The sequence below is a fragment of the Paracidovorax sp. genome (assembly GCF_057642795.1).
Genome location: NZ_JBXYZY010000001.1, coordinates 221,213 through 239,181, shown reverse-complemented (window position 1 = coordinate 239,181; position 17,969 = coordinate 221,213). Strand labels below are relative to the sequence as shown.

Genomic DNA, 17,969 nt, shown 5'->3' with positions numbered 1-17,969 from the left:
AGCCGGCTATAATCTCCGGCTTTGCTGGCAAACCCCGTCGGCCAATACTAGTTATAGACGGGGAATTTTCGCCGCGTATGGCTTTCAGGCCCGATCTCCTGGAAACCCTCTGCCGGCACATTTTGGAAAAATTGAGCTAATGACCACCATTCGCGTTAAAGAGAACGAACCCTTCGACGTGGCGCTGCGCCGCTTCAAGCGCACCATCGAAAAGCTGGGCCTGCTGACCGACCTGCGCGCCCGTGAGTTCTACGAAAAGCCCACCGCAGAGCGCAAGCGTAAGAAGGCTGCCGCCGTCAAGCGCCACTACAAGCGCGTGCGCAGCATGCAGCTGCCCAAGAAGCTGTACTGATCCAGACAGCCGGCCTTACCGCCGAGAACCCGCGCTAGGGACGCCGAGCGCGGGTTTTTTCGTTTATCGGGTTTGCCCAAGCGCTTTCCGGCGCGCTCGCGCCTTCGCCTGCAGCGCACGACACTGCGCCCACATCGAAAGCCTTTGGGCAAACCCTGTCCACCGCCACCAACCGACAGAAAGCATCCCATGAGCCTCAAGGACCAGATCACCGAAGACATGAAAACCGCGATGCGCGCCAAGGACTCCGAGCGCCTGGGCACCATCCGCCTGCTGCAGGCCGCCATGAAGCAAAAGGAAGTCGATGAGCGCATCACGCTGGACGACGCAGCCATCGTCGCCATCGTGGACAAGCTCATCAAGCAGCGCAAGGACTCCATCGCTGCCTTCGAAGGCGCAGGCCGTCAGGATCTGGCCGACAAGGAAAAGTCCGAGATGAGCGTGCTGCAGGCCTATCTGCCCGAACGCATGTCGGCCGACGAGGTCGCCGCTGCCGTCAAGGCCATCGTGACCGAGCTGGGCGCCTCGGGCCCCGGCGACATGGGCAAGGTCATGGGTGCGGTGAAGACGCAACTGGCCGGCAAGGCCGACATGGGCCAGGTGTCCGCCGCTGTGAAGGCCGCGCTGGCCAACTGATCCGCCAGAGCCCGCAGCGCCGGGCTTGGCCTAACGCCAGAAGCCGCACACCGGATGCCGGTACTCCATCCCTGGAGTGCCGGCATTTTTCTTGGTGGCTACGCCGGTGAGCGATCGGCTCCATCTGGCCGCCCCCCTCCGCCGCGCACGGCCTGGGCGACGTATTCCTCCAGGAACTCGACACACACACGCACCTTGGCGGAGCGGTCCAGCCGCGTCGGATAGACCGCCCAGATATTCGCCTCCTGCTGCCATTCGGGCAGCACGCGCAGCAGCCGGCCCGATTCCAGTTCATCACCCACGTCCCACAGCGAGCGCAGCACGATGCCGCGCCCATCCACCGCCCACTGCACTGCCATCTCGCCGTTGTTGGCCGACAAGGGCCCCCGCACCTTGACCGTATGCTCCGCCGAGCCGCTGCGCAGCCGCCACACACCGAAAGGATGGTCGCGCTCCTTGATGACCAGGCAATCATGAGCGGAAAGATCCGCCACCGTGCGCGGCACACCCTGGCGCGCCAGATAGGCGGGCGCCGCACAGAGCACGCGGTGGTTGCTTCCCAGCCGCCGCGCGATCAAGTGCGGCGCAATCTCGTCGCCCACCCGCACGTCCAGATCGAAGCCTTCGCCCGCCACATCCACCAGCCGGTCAAACACCTCCAGGCGCACCTGCAACGCCGGATGCCGCTCCACCAGGGTGGAGAGCGCTGGTGCCAGCACGCGCCGGCCGAAGCCGAAGCTGCAGCTCACCCGCAGCAGGCCGCGCGGCTCGCGGCGGGTAACAGCCACTTCCTGCATCAGCTGGTCCACGTCGTCCAGGATGCGCTGCGCCCAGTGGAAGACCCGCTCGCCCTCCTCCGTCACCGCCACGCGGCGCGTGGTGCGGTGCAGCAGCTTGACGGCCAAGTCCTCCTCCAGCAGCCGGATGCGCTTGCTCACATAAGCCGGCGACACACCCAGTTCCACCGCCGCATCTGCGAAGCTGGATTTGCGCGCCACCACGGTGAATACGCGCAGGTCGTCGGTCGCAGGAAATCTATGCACGATGTGTGAACAATGAGACCACAGGAAGGCCATTGTATGAATGCGGGCGCCGCACAACAATGCAGCCATGCCGTCGGTTTCCGCATTCAGGCGCCGGCGGCCCCACGTCATCGGAGACACCATCATGCAAGCACCTATCACCACCCGCATCGCAGTTCTCGCCGGGGACGGCATCGGTAAGGAAGTCATGCCAGAAGGCCTGCGCGTTCTGCGCGCTGCGGCCCAGCGGTTCGGTATCGACCTGCAGGTCACCGAATTCGACTGGGCGAGCTGCGACTACTACGCAGCGCACGGCCAGATGATGCCGGACGACTGGAAGGCGCAGCTCAAGGGCTTCGATGCGATCTACTTCGGCGCCGTGGGCTGGCCGGCCACTGTGCCCGACCACGTCTCGCTTTGGGGTTCGCTGTTGAAGTTCCGGCGCGAGTTCGAGCAGTACATCAACCTGCGCCCCGTGCGCCTATTCGAAGGCGTGCCCTGCCCGCTGGCCGGCCGCAAACCTGGAGACATCGACTACTTCGTCGTGCGCGAGAACACCGAAGGCGAATACACCTCTCTGGGCGGCATCATGTACGAGGGCACCGACCGCGAGATCGTGATCCAGGAATCAGTCTATTCGCGCAAGGGCGCCGAGCGGCTGCTGAAGTTCGCCTTCGATCTGGCCCAAAGCCGCGCCAGGAAGCACGTGACCCTCGCGACCAAGAGCAACGGCATCGCCATCAGCATGCCCTGGTGGGACCAGCGCGCCGACGCCGTCGCCCAGGACTACCCCGAAGTGACGCTGGACAAGCAGCACATCGACATCCTCACCGCCCGCTTCGTGTTGGAGCCCGGGCGCTTCGACGTGGTGGCCGCCACCAACCTCTTCGGCGACATCCTCTCGGACCTGGGGCCGGCCACCACCGGCACCATCGGCCTGGCCCCCTCGGCCAACCTCAACCCCGAGCGCCACTTCCCGAGTCTGTTCGAGCCCGTGCACGGCTCGGCGCCGGACATCTACGGCAAGAACATCGCCAACCCGATCGCCATGATCTGGTCGGGCGCGCTGATGCTGGACTTCCTCACGCAGGGCCAGGGCGCGGGGCGCCAGGCGCACGACGCCATCGTGGCGGCGATCGAGGAGGTGATCAAGAGCGGGCCGCGCACGCCGGACCTGGGCGGCACGGCGAGTACCACTCAGGTCGGCGAGGCCGTAGCGAAAGCCGTGGCTGCAGGCTGAGCCGGCAGCCACCAGGCAGCCGACCTTGCCGGGCAAAGCAACAAATGGCCGCAAAGACACCTGCGGCGTATGCCTTAAATCGGCTCGCTAAACTCCTGCGTTTTCTTTCACGAGAGCAGGATTGACGGCATGCGCCTGACCGCCTTGTTGCGCCCATTTGCCATCCTGAGCCTGGCTGCGCTGGCCGCCTGCAGCAACACCACGCCCACCCAGCGCTCCGCCGCTGGCGCGATCACCCCCACGCAGACCGCGTCCAGCAGCGTGCCGCCCGTCAAAATCGGTATTGCCCTGGGCGGTGGCGCCGCCAAGGGTTTTGCGCACATCGGAGTCATCAAGATGCTGGAAGCCAACGGCTTCGCCCCTGCCATGGTGGCAGGCACCAGCGCGGGCAGCGTGGTGGGAGCGCTCTACGCCAGCGGCATGAGCCCTTTCGAGCTGCAGGACAAGGCGGTGGCGCTGGACGAATCGCAGATCCACGACCTGCAGTTGTCTTCGGGCGGCCTATTGCTGGGCCAGAAGCTGGAGGACTATGTGAACGCGCAGGTACACAACGCTCCGCTGGAAAAGCTTTCCAAGCCTTTCGTGGCCGTCGCCACGCGGTTGGAAGACGGCGAGCGCACTGTCTTCGCGCGCGGCAACACGGGTCAGGCCGTACGTGCATCCAGCAGCGTGCCCGGAGTCTTCCAGACCGTGACCATCGGGAAATACCACTTCGTGGATGGCGGCGTGGTCAGCCCCGTTCCGGTGGATGCAGCCCGACAGCTGGGAGCTGACATCGTCATCGCGGTCGACATCTCGAGTAAGGCGCGTGGCAAGGCCCCTGGCGACCTCCTGGGCACAGTGGGGCAATCGATCGCCATCATGGGTCAGAAGCTGGGCCAGGCGGAGCTGTCACGCGCCGACGTCGTCATCCGACCAGAGGTGCTGGACATCGGCGCAGCGGACTTCAGCCAGCGATCCCACGCCATCATGGAAGGGGAAAAGGCCGCGCTTGCCGCCATGCCCCGCATCCGGGCACGGGTAGCGCAGTTGCAGTCAGAGCGCGTCGAAGCTGCGCGCCTGGCCCAACAACAGGCAGCGGACACGCAATATCGCGCTTGCCAGGAAAGGCGCTCACGGATCAGAAAGCTGGCCGAAATGGCCGGACTGGAAGAAACCTGCACACCGCCTGTGGCCTACAAGCGCTGACAGATGCCATACAGGAAAGTCAAAAGACCCAGCAGCGAGCCGGGCCACCCCGCCTGAGGGGCACGCGGGCAGGGCCCGATCAACGCGCCCCGCCGCCCATCGGCTTCGAATCCGCCCGCAAGGCTATCTTTTGGGTTCCGGCGCCAGCGGCCGCAGAAGCGACAGACTGCTGAGCCAGTACCGGAAAACTCGACAACAAAGAGCTGCGCAGCTCACGGCCTTCCATCTTGAAAGCCACTACAGCCACCACAGCGGCCACTGCGATAGCTGCTGCAATCCAGAACAAGCGCACATCGCCCATGCCATCGGCGGCAGCACCGTGCGTGCCTGTCGAGTCGGCTGAGACCATGGTGTCTGAGAGATGGCGCATAGGAAACTCCCTTAAGGTTCGCAACATTTTTAAAGCCACGTGTGCAAAGTTAGCCGCACACCAAGCTGGGGCCTGTCAGACGTGTTCCTGTGCTGACGCCATGCCCTTGCACCACTTGCGCCCGCTGCAAAGCAACTGCGCCGTCCTCTGCCGCGGCGGCCTGCAGTCCTACGAGCGGGGGGATAAAGCAAGTTCACACTCCATTACGTCGACACCCTCGACACCTCCCTCCCTTGCGAAGCTCGCAAGTTGACCCGCCCTCAATGGCGGGTTTCTTTTTGGGGGCCTGGCAAATTGCACGAAGCCGACCATCGCCCCGCAACGCACGGCAAGACAGCAACGCAAAGCCCGAAAGCGAGCCCCGGGCTGGCGTCAGGACAACGCTGTCGCGCCGATCAATTCAGCCGCACGTCGAAATAGGCTTCTTCAGCATCGCCGATGTGCGAGAGCGCGCGCTCGCGTGCGGTGGAAGAAGCCCTCTGCCAGCGAAAAGCCACGGCCTGATCGATCGCGGAAACCATATCTGCTCCTTCCAACGATGCGATCACCTCGCAAGCCGCCACCACTTCATACGGCCCACCGAGGGCACGCTCCAGTTCGCGGGCATAACGCCGCTCTGCGGCAAGCCTCGCCTCGCAAGGCAAGCTCGAAGGGACATCGCACAGCATGATGCGGTAGGGGGATTCAGCGATCGTCGTTTCCATGAGGGACTCCTGATAAATACTGGTTAAATTTACAGTATTTTCAGCACCTTGCGCAAGAGAGGTTGCGGAAGGTCCCGGGGCCAGCACGCCCCTTAGCCGCCCCTTGGAAAGACACATCCGGGCGCAACCCATGCGCATGCACGGGCCACACGCGACTGGGCACCACGGCAACAAGGCCATGAACGAGCGCAGATGGACGGGAGGGGGAAAGGAGGACTTGCACAGCCCGCCACCGGACGGCGGGAGGCACACATGCCGCACGGTCGGCACAAAGAAAAAGCCCCCTAGACCGTTAATCTAGAGGGCTTGGGTACCAATGGTTAGTTGGTAGGCGCGATTGGACTCGAACCAACGACCCCCACCATGTCAAGGTGGTGCTCTAACCAGCTGAGCTACGCGCCTGTGTGTATTCGAGAAGCGAGAGTATAGCAGTAAAAAACGGATCTCCGAAAGAATTGCATTTTTTCGATTCAACGCCGCCGCGCCGAGCGCACGCCCGGCACGGTGGCGACGATACCCAGCACCTTGCCGAGGCGGCCCGAATCGGCGACCTCCACGGTGAAGGTCATCCAGGCCGTGCCTTTGACGGACTGCGTCTGCACGCCGATGACATTGGTCTTCTCGCGGGCGAAGACGTCCGAGATGTCGCGCAGCAGGCCCTGGCGGTCGGAGGCTTCCACCGACACGTCCACCGGATACACGGCGGTGCCAGCGGTCTGTGCGGCCGACGCCTTGGGTGGGCCCCACTCCACCTCGATGACACGCTCGCCGTTGCGCGCGGCCATTTCGTGGAAGTTGCGGCAGTCGGCGCGATGCACGCTTACGCCCTTGCCACGCGTCACGAAGCCACGGATGGCGTCGGGCGGCGCGGGCTTGCAGCACTTGGCCAGTTGCGTCATCAGTGAGTCGATGCCGACCACCAGCACGCCGCCCTTGCCGCTGGCATCAGCGCCACGCGCCCTCTTCACCGGAAGGAAGTCTTCGGGCTGGATGGCCGGCTCTGGCGGCGGACGCAGAAGCGTCTCGATGCTGCGCAGGGAGAACTCGTCTTTGCCGACGACCTCGAAGAGCGCATCGGCCGTCTTGAAGCCCAGCTGCACCGCCAGATCGTCCAGCCGCATGGCAGTCCGGCCCTCGCGCTGCAGCAGCCTTTCCACGGCTTCGCGGCCGCGCGCGACGGTTTCGTGCGTGGCCTGGGCGTTGAACCAGGCGCGCACCTTGGCGCGCGCCCGATGGCTGGTGAGATAGCCGAGCTCCGCATTCAGCCAGTCGCGCGAGGGCCGCCCCTCCTTCACGGTGGTGATCTCCACCGTCTGCCCGTTCTGCAGCGTGGTGTTGAGCGGCACCATGGCACCGTCCACGCGGGCACCGCGGCAACGATGGCCCAGGCTGGTGTGCACGGCATAGGCAAAGTCCACGGGCGTGGCCCCCTGGGGCAGCTCGACCACGGCGGCCCCCGGGGTCAGCACGTAGATACGATCCTCGAAGAGACCGCTGTGGCTGGCCGAGCCGACCAAGTCGCGCTCCCAGGCCAACAGCTGCCGCAGCACGGCGATCTTGGCGTCGTATTCACCGCTGGCGGTGACGCCCGCATAGCCTTTGGTGCCGGCCTCCTTGTAGGCCCAGTGCGCCGCCACCCCGTGCTCGGCGTGGTCGTGCATGGCCTGGGTACGGATCTGGATCTCGATCGGCTTGCCGGCATCGTCGCGCACCACGGTATGCAGCGACTGGTAGCCGTTGGGCTTGGGCCGGGCGATGTAGTCATCGAACTCGGCCTCGATCGGCTTGAACTGCTGATGCACCCACGAGAGCGCCGCATAACAGTCCTTGACGGACGGCACCACCACGCGAAGCGCGCGGATGTCGAAGACCTGGTCAAAGTCGAGCGATTTGCCGCGCATCTTCTTGACGATGCTGTAAATGTGCTTGGGCCGACCCTGCACGCTGGCGCTGATGCTGCGCGAGCGCAGTTCCGATTCAACGCGGCTACGCAGCTGCTCCATATAGAGCTCGCGCTCGGTGCGCTTTTCGTCCAGCAGCCGGGCCACCTCTTTGTAGGTATCGGGCTCCAGGAAGCGGAAGGAGAGGTCCTCCAGTTCCCACTTCATCTGCCAGATGCCCAGCCGGTTGGCCAGCGGCGCGAAGACCTGCAGTGCCTCGCGGGCGATGCCTGGCGACACCGGCCGCTTGGAGGCCGCGTAGTAGCGCAGCGTCTGCAGGCGCGAGGCCAGCCGGAGCATGACCACCCGCAGGTCGCGTGAGAACGCAAGCAGCATCTTGCGAACGTTCTCGGTCTGCACGGCCGGGTCGTCCACCAGAGTCCCCGCCACCTGCGCATCGCGGGCCTGCTGCTGCACGCGCATGAGCTTGGTGGTCTCGATGGCGAGCGTGGCGAAGTTTTCGCCGAAGGCCTTGCTGATGACTTCCTGCGGCTTGTTCAGGTGCGACGATGCATGGACCAGATAGCAGGCCGCCTGCATGGCTTCGGAGCCGCCGATGCTTTTGAGGATGGCGGCCACCGCATCAGCATGCGCCAACGTGTTCTCGCCGGTCTCCAGGGTTTCGCCAATCAGCAGGGGCTCGGCGAAGGCACGCGCGCGGGCCAACGCATCGACCTGCTCCGGCAAGGTTTGCGCCGTGGCCGCAAGGAGCTGTGGCATGGATTCCGGCCGGCTGCCCTGCGGCTGGGCGCCAGGCACGGCCTGCCCAACGACGCTGCTCTTCATGTCGGCACCTCACCGTCACTCCGCAACAGAAAGTCGGCCACCGCCAGCACCTGATCTTCGGCCACCAGCGTGGGGGCATGCCCCACACCAGCGAATTCCACCAGTTGCGCACGCGGGCCGCGCCGCGCCATGGCTTGCGCCGTGGCGGGCGAGAGCAGATCCGACTGCGCGCCGCGCAGCAGCAACACCTGAGCGGTGATCTGATCGTAGAGCCGCCAGAGCGCCGCCTCGCCGGCCTGCGCACCCTCTTCGGTCAACGACCGGAACGGCACGGCGATGGACGGGTCGTAATGCAGCGTGAAGCCGCCCTGCCCGTCCGCGCGCAGCATGGGCCGTGACAGTTCCAGCCATTGCGCCTGCGTGTGCGGGCCGAAGCTGCTGGAGATGGCCCAGAGCGCGTCGGCCGCCTGCTGCTGCGACTTGAAATGAACCGGCTGCCCCACATAGCTGCCGATGCGGCGCAGCGCCGCCCATTCAAGGACCGGCCCCACATCGTTGAGCACGAGCCGCCGAACCGGCGCCGGCAGCGGCAAGCCGGGCTGACCGCTGATCGCCATGCCGATCAGCCCGCCCATGCTGGTGCCGACCCAGTCCAGCGTGCTGATCGGCGCCTGCGCATGCAGTTGCGCGAGCAGCGCCAGCATGTCGGCCGCATAGACGGGAACTTGGTAGCCGACCGCATCGGCCAGCCAGTCGCTGCGGCCACGGCCCACGACGTCGGGACAGATCACGCGGGCATGCGCGCTCAGGCGCCGCGCCAGCACGTCGAAATCGCGCCCCTGGCGGGTGAGGCCATGCACGCAGACGACCACATGCGGGTGCCGGGGGTTGCCCGTACGGTTCCACTCCCAGTACGCCATGCGGTGGGCAGGGGCCTGCTCCGCAAGCCGAGAGGCTTCGAATGTCGCAGCGGGGACCCCGGGGCAGAGGACGTGATGCAGGATGGGTTCAGTCATGGGACAACGGGGACTTGCTGTGCGCGCCGCGAGACGGCAGATCACGGGTCGGGCCTGTTGCCCGATCCTTCACGGCCATCCTAATTCATCCCGCACGCCCCTTCTTGCGAATGCGGCGCCTGGGCCGAAACACCCAACCCCCACATCCTGCCGCACAAGAAAAACCCCGCGATGCGGGGACTTCAGAAAGCTGCGGTGCGGTACAGGCATCGTTGCGCCGGGGCGCCGCAGGCCTTGGGGCGTCAGCGCATCTGCACGCTGCCAGACACGGTGACCTGCACCTGCGCCTTGCCCGCCTCGACCGGCATGGGTGCATCGTTGAAGGCCTCGGCCTTGGCCTGCATCGCCATCATGCGCGGACGCGGGCCGGGCATGGATTCGTTGTTGGTCACCACCACGTCGCGCAGCGTGTACCCGGTGAACCCGAACCCGCGCGCGAGCTCCGTCGCGCGGCGTTTGAAATCTTCGATGGCGCGGCTCTGGGCTTCGCCCTCCACCTTGGCACGGGCCTCTCGCGAGAGGTCGAACGCGACCTGCGTGATGGGCATGCTCTGGATGCGGCCGGCCGTAGAGGTGATGCGCCCGAAGTCACGGCCTTCCAGCACCAGTTCCGCCCGACCCTGCCAGCCGGTGATCTTGCCGTCCTTGCCATAGCGCGGGAAGAGGCCGAAGTTGCCGGTGCGCACTTCCATCTGTTGGGGCTGGGCGTTGCGCTTAGCTTCTGCCAGCGCGGAGTCAAGAGCCTGTTTGAGCTGCGTCTGCACGCCTGCGGCGTCGGAGCCTTCCTTGGTGGTGCCGAGCGTCAGGACCAGCACGTCCTGCTGCACGTCCACCGAACCCTGGGCCGACAGCTGAAGCACGTTTTCCATCGGGGCCGGAGCGGCTTGGGCAAAAGCCGCGCCAGCGCAAGCGATCAGTGCGCCTGCAGCTATCAATTTAGAAGTGATTTTCATGGTCATCCGCAACGCTCCGTCAGTTGCAGCGCCCCACTCGGGACGCCGAAACGCCACCTTAACGGGGTTTGCGCCCGCGTTCATGAAGCGCACGGCACGTCTTGGCGTGATGGCGCAAGACTTGTAACAGTTGGTCAGGGCGTCGCAAAAAAGTCGAATTTTGGGACGCAAGGTGGTCAGAATCGCCGCTGTTACAAATTGGATTTGGGAAAGAAATGGCCTCAACAACCAACCGTACCGACAAAGTTCTCGTAGTGGATGACGATGCCCGCATCCGTGATCTGCTGCGGCGCTACCTGACACAGGAAGGCTTCGAGGTCATGGTGGCCGAAGACGGCAAGGCGCTCAACCGCATCCTGTTGCGCGAAACGGTGGACCTCATCGTCCTGGACCTGATGATGCCCGGCGAGGACGGCCTGTCGATCTGCCGCCGCCTGCGTGCCGCCAACGACCGCACTCCCATCATCATGCTGACGGCCAAGGGCGAGGACGTGGACCGCATCGTCGGTCTGGAAGTGGGCGCCGACGACTACCTCGGCAAGCCGTTCAACCCCCGCGAGCTGCTGGCCCGCATCCACGCCGTGCTGCGCCGCCGCCCGCCACAGGAAGCGCCTGGCGCGCCCTCCGGCGACAACGAAGTGGTGACCTTCGGCCCCTTCACCTTCGACCTGGGCACCCGCGCGCTGCAGCGCAACGGTGAGGAACTGCCGCTCACGACCGGCGAATTCGCCATGCTCAAGGCGCTGGTACGCCACCCGCGCCAACCGCTGTCGCGCGAAAAGCTGGCCCTGCTGGCACGGGGGCGCGAGTTCGAGCCTTTCGACCGCAGCCTGGACGTTCAGGTCTCCCGCCTGCGCAAGCTAGTCGAGGTCGATGCCGCCGCCCCCCGCTACATCCAGACCGTCTGGGGCGTGGGCTATGTGTTCGTTCCGGACGGAGCGAACTGATACGGCCCAGCCAATGCTGAACCGCTCCACACCCTGGCGCGGCTGCTGGCCCGGGATGCCATCGAAGACATCGAGCGCAACCGCAGTCGTCGCCTATGGGCGCGACTGCGGTCCGGAGCGCCCGCGACCTTTCCAGCGTCGCTTCGAGTCACCATCCAGCTTGCTCGGTGCCCCAGGCGCCCTGCAGCCCTCCGGGCCGGCACGGCATGCAGCGCTAGGCCCTTCTTTCTGAATGACATGAGCGCTACCTACGAAGCATCCTCCGATGCGACCGGCCCCGCACCGCTTGATGCCGCGCGCCCTGAACGCAACGCCCGCACGCGCGTGGGGCTGAATCTCTTCTGGCGCACCTTCTTCCTGCTGGCCCTCCTGCTGGTGGGCAGCATCCTGGCCTGGCTGCAGACGCTGCGCGCCCTAGAGTTCGAGCCCCGAACGCTGCAGACCGCGCAGCAGGTCGCCTCGCTGGTCAACCTGAGCCGCGCCGCCCTGATCCATGCGGACGCCATCGCCCGCGTGTCGCTCATCAAGACCATGGCAGACCAGGAGGGCGTGCGCATCCTGCCGCGCGAGCCGGGAGACAAGTTCGAGCTGCTGGACCCTTCCGCCCTGGGTACGCGCCTCACCGAAGAGCTGACGCTGCGCCTGGGCCCCGGCACCATCGTGGCCAGCAGCGTGAACGGCGAGAAGGGCCTCTGGGTGGGTTTCACCATCAACGGCGACCCGAACTGGCTGCTGATGGACCGCTCGCGCTTGAGCGCGGCTGGCGGCAAGACCTGGATGATCTGGCTCATCACCGCCGGCGCGCTGTCGCTGGCGGGCGCCGCGGCCATCGCACGGCTCATCAACCGGCCGCTCAAGCAGCTCTCGTATGCGGCCAACCGCGTGCGCGACGGCGACTTCGCAGCCAGCCAGCTCGACGAAGAGGTGGTGACCAGCGAGATCCGCGAGGTGAACATCGGCTTCAACCGCATGGCGCAGAAGCTCGCCAAGCTGGAGCAGGACCGCGCCGTGATGCTGGCCGGCATCTCGCACGACCTGCGCACCCCGCTCGCGCGGCTGCGCCTGGAAACCGAGATGAGCGTGAACGACGACGTGGCACGCGAGCACATGGTGGCCGACATCGTCCAGCTCGACGCGACGATCGACAAGTTCCTCGACTACGCCCGCCCCGAACACGTGAACCTGACGCCGGTCAACCTGCATGCAGTGGTGTCGTCCTGCGTGTATGCCGTGCAGGACCACCGGGAGCTGCAGATCACCATGGACGTGCCCGAAGACCTGAACGTGATGGTCGACGAGGTGGAGCTGGCGCGGGTCATCTCCAACCTGCTGGAGAACGCTCGGCGCTACGGCAAGTCGGCCGACAGCGGCACCGCCAGTGTGGATATCGCCGCCAAGGGCCGAGAAAAATGGGTGCTGCTGAAGATGCGCGACCACGGCAGCGGCGTTCCGCCCGAGCAGCTGGCCAATCTGACCAAGCCCTTCTTCCGTGGCGATTCGGCCCGCACCGCCGCCGCCGGGGCCGGTCTGGGCCTGTCCATCGTCGACAAGACCGTTCAGCGCATGGGCGGCATCTTCGCGCTGGCGAATGCGGCCTCGGGCGGACTGGTGGCCCACATCCAGCTACAGCGCGCCGAGCTGCCCAGCGGCAAGGACCCCAAGCAACGCCTGCAGCGCCCGCAGATCAAGCGTCACCTGCCGCCGCGCCCCAGTGCGGAAGATGAAGCGGGCAACCTGACCTGAACGCCCAAGCCCTCCGGCGGGCTCAGGCGGAGGCCGCCGCGGCCGCCGCAGGGCGCCCGAAGAGCAGCGTGGCGGCGCGGGCTTCCATGGCCAGCCCCTGCCCCACCGGGCCCATGCGCTCAGCCGTCTTGGCCTTTACGTTCACCTGGTCCTCGCGCAGCCCCAGCGCCTGGGCGATGCGTGCGCGCATCCCCGGAATGTGCGGCGCCAGCCGGGGCGCCTGGGCGATCACCGTGCTGTCGATATTGCCGATCTCGTAGCCACGGGCGCGCACGCGGCGCGCGGCCTCCACCAGCAGCACGACCGAATCGGCGCCCTTGAACTCAGGGTCGGTATCGGGGAAATGGCTGCCAATGTCACCCAGAGCGGCGGCGCCGAGCAACGCATCGGTGATGGCATGCAGCAGCACGTCGGCATCGGAATGGCCCAGCAGGCCCAGGGTGTGCGGGATCTCCACCCCGCCGATGATGAGCTTGCGCCCGGGCATGAGAGCATGGATATCCCAGCCTTCGCCAATTCGCAGATCCATGAGATTCCTTGTGTGTGCTGCGCTGGGCGGCCGCGCGATGGCCGGGCCGCCCCGGTTTCAGAAAATGGTGCGCGCCGGCAAGGCCGAGGCCTCGCCGCGCTGGCCGCCGAAGCGATCCAGCGTGGCGCCGTGCGCGCGCTGGGTCAGCACGGCGGCGGCGAGCGCGAAGTCGTCGGGATAAGTGACCTTGAAGTTCTGCGCCCCGCCCGGCACCAGGCGCGGGTGGTGGCCCATGGCCTCCATGGCGCTGGCCTCGTCGGTGGCCTCGGCCCCCAGGTGCTCCAGAGCCTGCAGCAAGGGGCCCAGGCGGAACATCTGTGGCGTCTGGGCCAGCCATTTGTCGCTGCGGTCCACCGTGGCACCAACCCGCACGCCGCCAGGCCCGTCGGTGGCTGTCTTGAGCGTGTCGGCCAGCTTGTGCGCCAGTAGCCCGCCCACCGCATCGTGCGCGCAGGCGTCGATCAGCGCGTCGATCTGCGCCGTGGTGACCAGGCAGCGGGCCGCGTCGTGCACCAGCACCCAGTCGTCCTCGCCCGCACCGCGCGCCTTGAGCGCCAGCAGGCCGCCGCGCACGGTGTCCGCACGCGTCGCGCCGCCGCAGGGCATGACGAAGAACTGCGGGCTGACGGGCGCCAGCCGCTCGAAGAAATCATCGCCCTGCGCCACGGCCACCAGCGTGCCCAGCAGCCGGCCCACGCCGGCGAAGGCCGCCAGCGTGTGCAGCACCATGGGCTGGCCGGCCACCGGCTGGTATTGCTTGGGCTGGGGGGGCGTCGCGCCCTGCGCCGCGCCCGCAGCGGAAGGCGCCACCGCCCGGGCGCCAACGCCCGCACAGGGGATGATCGCCCAGAAGCGCCCGGTGGCGGCCAGCGGCACGGGGGGCATGGAAGCGAGGGCGGAGTCGAGGGTCATGGGCGAACGATTCTACGGGCGACCGGCTCCCCGCCATGGGGCCCTTGCAGGGATACGGAAAGGACACATATGCCTTCAATCCTCGCCCCCTAGAATCATGCGGCTTCAGCCCGTGTGCCTTCTGCGCCTGGGCCTTTCGGCCCGACGCCCGCCAATCCGCCCCCTCGCATGGAACTGCCCAAACTCTCCCCCGGAAAACGATTCACCCTGCCCCGCCCCGCGGGCAGCGCCGATGCGCTGCTGCTGGCGCGCCTGGGCGAGCGGGAAAAGGCCCAGCACCGCACGGTGGCCATCGTCACGGCCGACGCCACCGACGCGCAGCGCCTGATCGACGAGATGGCGTTCTTCGCGCCTGGGCTGCGCTGCGCGCTGTTCCCTGACTGGGAGACGCTGCCCTACGACACCTTCTCGCCCCACCAGGACCTCATCAGCGAGCGGCTGGCCACGCTCTGGCGCATCAGCCAAAAGGACAAGGACACCGGCGCCGACGTGGTGCTGGTCCCCGCCACCACGGCGCTCTACCGGGTCGCGCCGCCCTCGTTCCTGGCGGCCTACACCTTCCACTTCAAGGTCAAGCAGAAGCTGGACGAAGCGAAGTTCCGCGCCCAGCTCACGCTGGCCGGCTACAGCCATGTCTCGCAAGTGGTGAGCCCCGGCGAATACGCGGTGCGCGGCGGGCTGATCGACCTTTTCCCCATGGGCTCGCCCGTGCCCTACCGGGTGGACCTGTTCGACGACGAGATCGACTCCATCCGCACCTTCGATCCGGATACGCAGCGCAGCCTCTACCCGGTGCCGGAAGTGCGCCTGCTGCCCGGCCGCGAATTCCCCATGGACGACGCGGCCCGGGCCAAGTTCCGCAGCCGCTGGCGCGAGCTGCTGGAGGGCGACCCCACGAAAAGCCGCATCTACAAGGACATGGGCAACGGCGTGGCCACCGCCGGCATCGAGTACTACCTGCCGCTCTTCTTCGACGAGACGGCCACCGTGTTCGATTACCTGGGCGAGGACGCCACCGTGGTGCTGCACGGCGACCTGGAGCCGGCCTTCCAGCGCTTCTGGCAGGACACGAAGGAGCGCTTTCGCCTGGTGCAGGGCGACCCGGACCGGCCCGCGCTGCCGCCCGAATCGCTGTTCCTCGGCACCGAGCAGTTCTACACCCGCGCCAACGCGCATGCGCAGCTCGCGCTGCGGCCGGGCACGGAAGACGTGGCCGACCACCCGAACTTCCAGAAGCTGGGCGATCTCTCCGTGGTGCGCGGCGCCGAAGATCCGCTGGCTCGCCTGCATGCGCACATCCGCAACACGCAGCACCGCGTGCTGCTGCTGGCCGAGAGTGACGGCCGGCGCGAGAGCCTGCTGGACTTCCTGCGCGCCTCGCAGCTGAGCCCGCCGGCCTTCGAATCGCTGGCCGAATTCCAGGGCCAGTCGGCCGAGCAGGTCGGCATCGCCACCGCCGCGCTCGCGGTGGGCTTCGCGTGGACCCAGGAAGGCATCGACTTCGTCACCGAGACCGAGCTGTTCGCCGCCGGCGTCACCACGCGCCGGCGCAAGAAGCAGGAACAGGTGAGCGATGTCGAGGCGCTCATCAAGGACCTGTCGGAACTCACCCTGGGCGATCCGGTCGTGCACAGCGCGCACGGCATCGGCCGCTACCGCGGCCTGATCCACATGGACGTGGGCCAGAAGAACCCGGACGGCACGCCTGCGATGCAGGAGTTCCTGCACCTCGAATACGCCGACAAGGCCGTGCTCTACGTGCCGGTGAGCCAGCTGCAGCTCATCAGCCGCTACACGGGCGTCTCGGCCGACGAGGCGCCGCTGCACAAGCTGGGCAGCGGCCAGTGGGAAAAGGCCAAGCGCAAGGCCGCCGAGCAGGTGCGCGATTCCGCCGCCGAGCTGCTCAACATCTACGCCCGCCGCGCGGCACGCGAGGGTCATGCCTTCCGCTACAGCCCGCAGGACTACGAGCAGTTCGCCAACGATTTCGGCTTCGAGGAAACGGCCGACCAGAACGCCGCCATCCACGCGGTGATCCAGGACATGATCTCGCCCCGCCCCATGGACCGGCTGGTCTGCGGCGACGTGGGCTTCGGCAAGACTGAGGTCGCGCTGCGCGCGGCCTTCGTCGCCGTCACGGGCGGCAAGCAGGTGGCTTTCCTCGCGCCGACCACGCTGCTGGCCGAGCAGCATTACCAGACGCTGGTGGACCGCTTTTCCAAGTGGCCGGTGAAGATCGCCGAGGTCTCTCGCTTCCGCTCCGGCAAGGAGATCACGGCGGCGATCAAGGGCATCGGCGACGGCACGGTGGATATCGTGGTCGGCACGCACAAGCTGCTTTCCGAGTCCACAAAGTTCCACAACCTGGGCCTGCTCATCATCGACGAGGAACACCGCTTCGGCGTGCGCCACAAGGAGCAGATGAAGGCCCTGCGCGCCGAGGTGGACGTGCTCACGCTCACGGCCACGCCGATCCCGCGCACGTTGGGCATGGCGCTGGAAGGCCTGCGCGACCTGTCCGTCATCGCCACGGCGCCGCAGCGGCGGCTGGCCATCAAGACCTTCGTGCGCACCGAAGGCACGGGCGTGATCCGCGAGGCCGTGCTGCGCGAACTGAAGCGCGGCGGGCAGTGCTACTTTTTGCACAACGAGGTCGAGACGATCGAGAACCGCCGCCAGAAGCTGGAAGAGATCCTGCCCGAGGCGCGCATTGCCGTGGCCCACGGCCAGATGCCCGAGCGCGAGCTGGAAAAGGTGATGCGCGACTTCGTGGCGCAGCGCTACAACATCCTGCTGTGCTCGACCATCATCGAGACCGGCATCGACGTGCCCACGGCCAACACCATCATCATGAGCCGCGCCGACAAGTTCGGCCTGGCGCAGCTGCACCAGCTGCGCGGCCGCGTGGGCCGCAGCCACCACCAGGCGTATGCGTACCTGATGGTGCCCGACGTGGAGGGCCTGACCAAGCAGGCGGCCCAACGGCTGGACGCCATCCAGCAGATGGAGGAACTGGGCTCGGGCTTCTACCTCGCCATGCACGATCTGGAGATCCGGGGCGCGGGCGAGGTGCTGGGCGAGAACCAGAGCGGCAATATGCTCGAAGTCGGGTTCCAGCTCTACAACGAGATGCTGAGCGAGGCCGTGAAGTCGCTCAAGGCCGGCAAGGAGCCGGACCTGCTCGCGCCGCTCTCGGTCACCACCGACATCAACCTGCACGCCCCGGCCCTGCTGCCCGACGACTACTGCGGCGATGTGCATCTGCGCCTGTCGTTCTACAAGAAGCTCGCCACGGCCAAGAACGCCGACCAGATCGACGGCCTGCTCGAAGAGATCGTGGACCGCTTCGGCAAGCTGCCGCCGCAGGCGCAGACGCTGATCGACGTGCACCGCCTGCGCGTGCTGAGCCAGCCTTACGGCGTGGTCAAGGTGGATGCGGCGCCGGGCGTCATCCACATCACCTTCAAGCCCCAGCCCCCGGTGGACCCGATGGCCATCATCCACCTGATCCAGAAGAACAAGCACATCAAGCTGGCGGGCAACGAGAAGCTGCGCATCGAGCGTGAACTGGCCGAGCCCAAGGACCGGGCCCAGCTGGTGCGCGACATCCTGCGCAGCCTGGGCCAGCCGCTCGCGCAGGCCGCGGCCTGAGGGCTCTTTCTTCCGTCTTCCTTATTTCTTCCCCCCCGCA

Annotated in this window: 15 protein-coding genes and 1 tRNA gene; 7 read left to right on the top strand and 9 right to left on the bottom strand. The window is 66.7% G+C overall.

The window, feature by feature from the left end:
- Positions 1 to 139 precede the first annotated feature (139 nt).
- Both rpsU and AC3A84_RS01105 read left to right on the top strand, forming a co-directional pair.
- Positions 140 to 352, top strand: coding sequence for a 30S ribosomal protein S21 (gene rpsU / locus AC3A84_RS01110; RefSeq protein ID WP_007833691.1), 213 nt, complete (start codon positions 140 to 142; stop codon positions 350 to 352).
- A 189-nt stretch (positions 353 to 541) separates the two neighbouring features.
- Positions 542 to 988 carry a GatB/YqeY domain-containing protein gene (locus AC3A84_RS01105; RefSeq protein WP_487967908.1) on the top strand — a complete coding sequence of 149 codons (447 nt, stop codon included), beginning with the start codon at positions 542 to 544 and terminating at the stop codon, positions 986 to 988.
- A gap of 98 nt (positions 989 to 1,086) precedes the next feature.
- On the opposite strand, the gene AC3A84_RS01100 is transcribed toward AC3A84_RS01105, so the two are convergent.
- Entirely contained in the window at positions 1,087 to 2,031 is a 945-nt protein-coding gene (locus AC3A84_RS01100) for a LysR substrate-binding domain-containing protein (RefSeq protein ID WP_487967907.1), read from the bottom strand.
- A gap of 124 nt (positions 2,032 to 2,155) precedes the next feature.
- Here AC3A84_RS01100 and AC3A84_RS01095 point away from each other — a divergent pair, with 124 nt between their 5' ends.
- Both AC3A84_RS01095 and AC3A84_RS01090 read left to right on the top strand, forming a co-directional pair.
- On the top strand, positions 2,156 to 3,250 hold the full coding sequence (locus tag AC3A84_RS01095; protein ID WP_487967906.1) for a tartrate dehydrogenase: 1,095 nt from the start codon (positions 2,156 to 2,158) through the stop codon (positions 3,248 to 3,250).
- Between the two features lie 129 nt (positions 3,251 to 3,379).
- Positions 3,380 to 4,438, top strand: a complete 1,059-nt coding sequence (locus AC3A84_RS01090) for a patatin-like phospholipase family protein (RefSeq protein WP_487967905.1) — start codon at positions 3,380 to 3,382, stop codon at positions 4,436 to 4,438.
- A gap of 79 nt (positions 4,439 to 4,517) precedes the next feature.
- On the opposite strand, the gene AC3A84_RS01085 is transcribed toward AC3A84_RS01090, so the two are convergent.
- The 6 genes from AC3A84_RS01085 to AC3A84_RS01060 all read right to left on the bottom strand — a co-directional run bounded on the left by AC3A84_RS01085 (position 4,518) and on the right by AC3A84_RS01060 (position 10,147).
- A complete protein-coding gene (locus AC3A84_RS01085) occupies positions 4,518 to 4,808 on the bottom strand; it encodes a hypothetical protein (protein WP_487967904.1) in 291 nt (96 codons plus the stop codon).
- A gap of 395 nt (positions 4,809 to 5,203) precedes the next feature.
- Positions 5,204 to 5,512, bottom strand: coding sequence for a hypothetical protein (locus tag AC3A84_RS01080; protein WP_487967903.1), 309 nt, complete (start codon positions 5,510 to 5,512; stop codon positions 5,204 to 5,206).
- Positions 5,513 to 5,837: 325 nt separating this feature from the next.
- Positions 5,838 to 5,914: transfer RNA gene (locus tag AC3A84_RS01075), tRNA-Val, on the bottom strand.
- A 68-nt stretch (positions 5,915 to 5,982) separates the two neighbouring features.
- A complete protein-coding gene (locus AC3A84_RS01070) occupies positions 5,983 to 8,238 on the bottom strand; it encodes a RelA/SpoT family protein (RefSeq protein WP_487967902.1) in 2,256 nt (751 codons plus the stop codon).
- Complete coding sequence (locus AC3A84_RS01065; RefSeq protein ID WP_487967901.1) at positions 8,235 to 9,194, bottom strand: alpha/beta fold hydrolase; 960 nt, start codon at positions 9,192 to 9,194, stop codon at positions 8,235 to 8,237. The genes AC3A84_RS01070 and AC3A84_RS01065 overlap by 4 nt, the downstream gene beginning before the upstream one ends.
- Positions 9,195 to 9,436: 242 nt before the next feature.
- Positions 9,437 to 10,147, bottom strand: a complete 711-nt coding sequence (locus AC3A84_RS01060) for an SIMPL domain-containing protein (protein ID WP_487967900.1) — start codon at positions 10,145 to 10,147, stop codon at positions 9,437 to 9,439.
- 215 nt (positions 10,148 to 10,362) lie between these two features.
- On the opposite strand from AC3A84_RS01060, the gene ompR reads away from it, so the two are divergent.
- On the top strand, positions 10,363 to 11,094 hold the full coding sequence (gene ompR / locus AC3A84_RS01055; RefSeq protein WP_092937039.1) for an osmolarity response regulator transcription factor OmpR: 732 nt from the start codon (positions 10,363 to 10,365) through the stop codon (positions 11,092 to 11,094).
- A gap of 237 nt (positions 11,095 to 11,331) precedes the next feature.
- Positions 11,332 to 12,837: a sensor histidine kinase gene (locus tag AC3A84_RS01050; RefSeq protein WP_487967899.1), complete on the top strand. Its 1,506-nt coding sequence runs from the start codon at positions 11,332 to 11,334 to the stop codon at positions 12,835 to 12,837.
- A gap of 22 nt (positions 12,838 to 12,859) precedes the next feature.
- On the opposite strand, the gene ispF is transcribed toward AC3A84_RS01050, so the two are convergent.
- Both ispF and ispD read right to left on the bottom strand, forming a co-directional pair.
- The gene (ispF, locus tag AC3A84_RS01045) at positions 12,860 to 13,366 is read right to left on the bottom strand and encodes a 2-C-methyl-D-erythritol 2,4-cyclodiphosphate synthase (protein ID WP_487967898.1); all 507 of its coding nucleotides are present in this window, start codon (positions 13,364 to 13,366) and stop codon (positions 12,860 to 12,862) included.
- A 57-nt stretch (positions 13,367 to 13,423) separates the two neighbouring features.
- Entirely contained in the window at positions 13,424 to 14,278 is an 855-nt protein-coding gene (gene ispD, locus AC3A84_RS01040) for a 2-C-methyl-D-erythritol 4-phosphate cytidylyltransferase (protein WP_487967897.1), read from the bottom strand.
- Between the two features lie 168 nt (positions 14,279 to 14,446).
- Between ispD and mfd the strand changes: the two genes are divergently transcribed.
- Complete coding sequence (gene mfd, locus AC3A84_RS01035; RefSeq protein WP_487967896.1) at positions 14,447 to 17,929, top strand: transcription-repair coupling factor; 3,483 nt, start codon at positions 14,447 to 14,449, stop codon at positions 17,927 to 17,929.
- Positions 17,930 to 17,969 lie beyond the last annotated feature (40 nt).

What these genes read in the sequence shown, in the direction of transcription:
- rpsU (WP_007833691.1), top strand. Translation starts at nt 140, where the DNA reads ATGACCACCATTCGCGTTAAAGAGAACGAACCCTTCGACGTGGCGCTG.
- AC3A84_RS01105 (WP_487967908.1), top strand. Translation starts at nt 542, where the DNA reads ATGAGCCTCAAGGACCAGATCACCGAAGACATGAAAACCGCGATGCGC.
- AC3A84_RS01095 (WP_487967906.1), top strand. Translation starts at nt 2,156, where the DNA reads ATGCAAGCACCTATCACCACCCGCATCGCAGTTCTCGCCGGGGACGGC.
- AC3A84_RS01090 (WP_487967905.1), top strand. Translation starts at nt 3,380, where the DNA reads ATGCGCCTGACCGCCTTGTTGCGCCCATTTGCCATCCTGAGCCTGGCT.
- AC3A84_RS01085 (WP_487967904.1), bottom strand. Translation starts at nt 4,808, where the DNA reads ATGCGCCATCTCTCAGACACCATGGTCTCAGCCGACTCGACAGGCACG.
- AC3A84_RS01080 (WP_487967903.1), bottom strand. Translation starts at nt 5,512, where the DNA reads ATGGAAACGACGATCGCTGAATCCCCCTACCGCATCATGCTGTGCGAT.
- AC3A84_RS01070 (WP_487967902.1), bottom strand. Translation starts at nt 8,238, where the DNA reads ATGAAGAGCAGCGTCGTTGGGCAGGCCGTGCCTGGCGCCCAGCCGCAG.
- AC3A84_RS01065 (WP_487967901.1), bottom strand. Translation starts at nt 9,194, where the DNA reads ATGACTGAACCCATCCTGCATCACGTCCTCTGCCCCGGGGTCCCCGCT.
- AC3A84_RS01060 (WP_487967900.1), bottom strand. Translation starts at nt 10,147, where the DNA reads ATGAAAATCACTTCTAAATTGATAGCTGCAGGCGCACTGATCGCTTGC.
- ompR (WP_092937039.1), top strand. Translation starts at nt 10,363, where the DNA reads ATGGCCTCAACAACCAACCGTACCGACAAAGTTCTCGTAGTGGATGAC.
- AC3A84_RS01050 (WP_487967899.1), top strand. Translation starts at nt 11,332, where the DNA reads ATGAGCGCTACCTACGAAGCATCCTCCGATGCGACCGGCCCCGCACCG.
- ispF (WP_487967898.1), bottom strand. Translation starts at nt 13,366, where the DNA reads ATGGATCTGCGAATTGGCGAAGGCTGGGATATCCATGCTCTCATGCCC.
- ispD (WP_487967897.1), bottom strand. Translation starts at nt 14,278, where the DNA reads ATGACCCTCGACTCCGCCCTCGCTTCCATGCCCCCCGTGCCGCTGGCC.
- mfd (WP_487967896.1), top strand. Translation starts at nt 14,447, where the DNA reads ATGGAACTGCCCAAACTCTCCCCCGGAAAACGATTCACCCTGCCCCGC.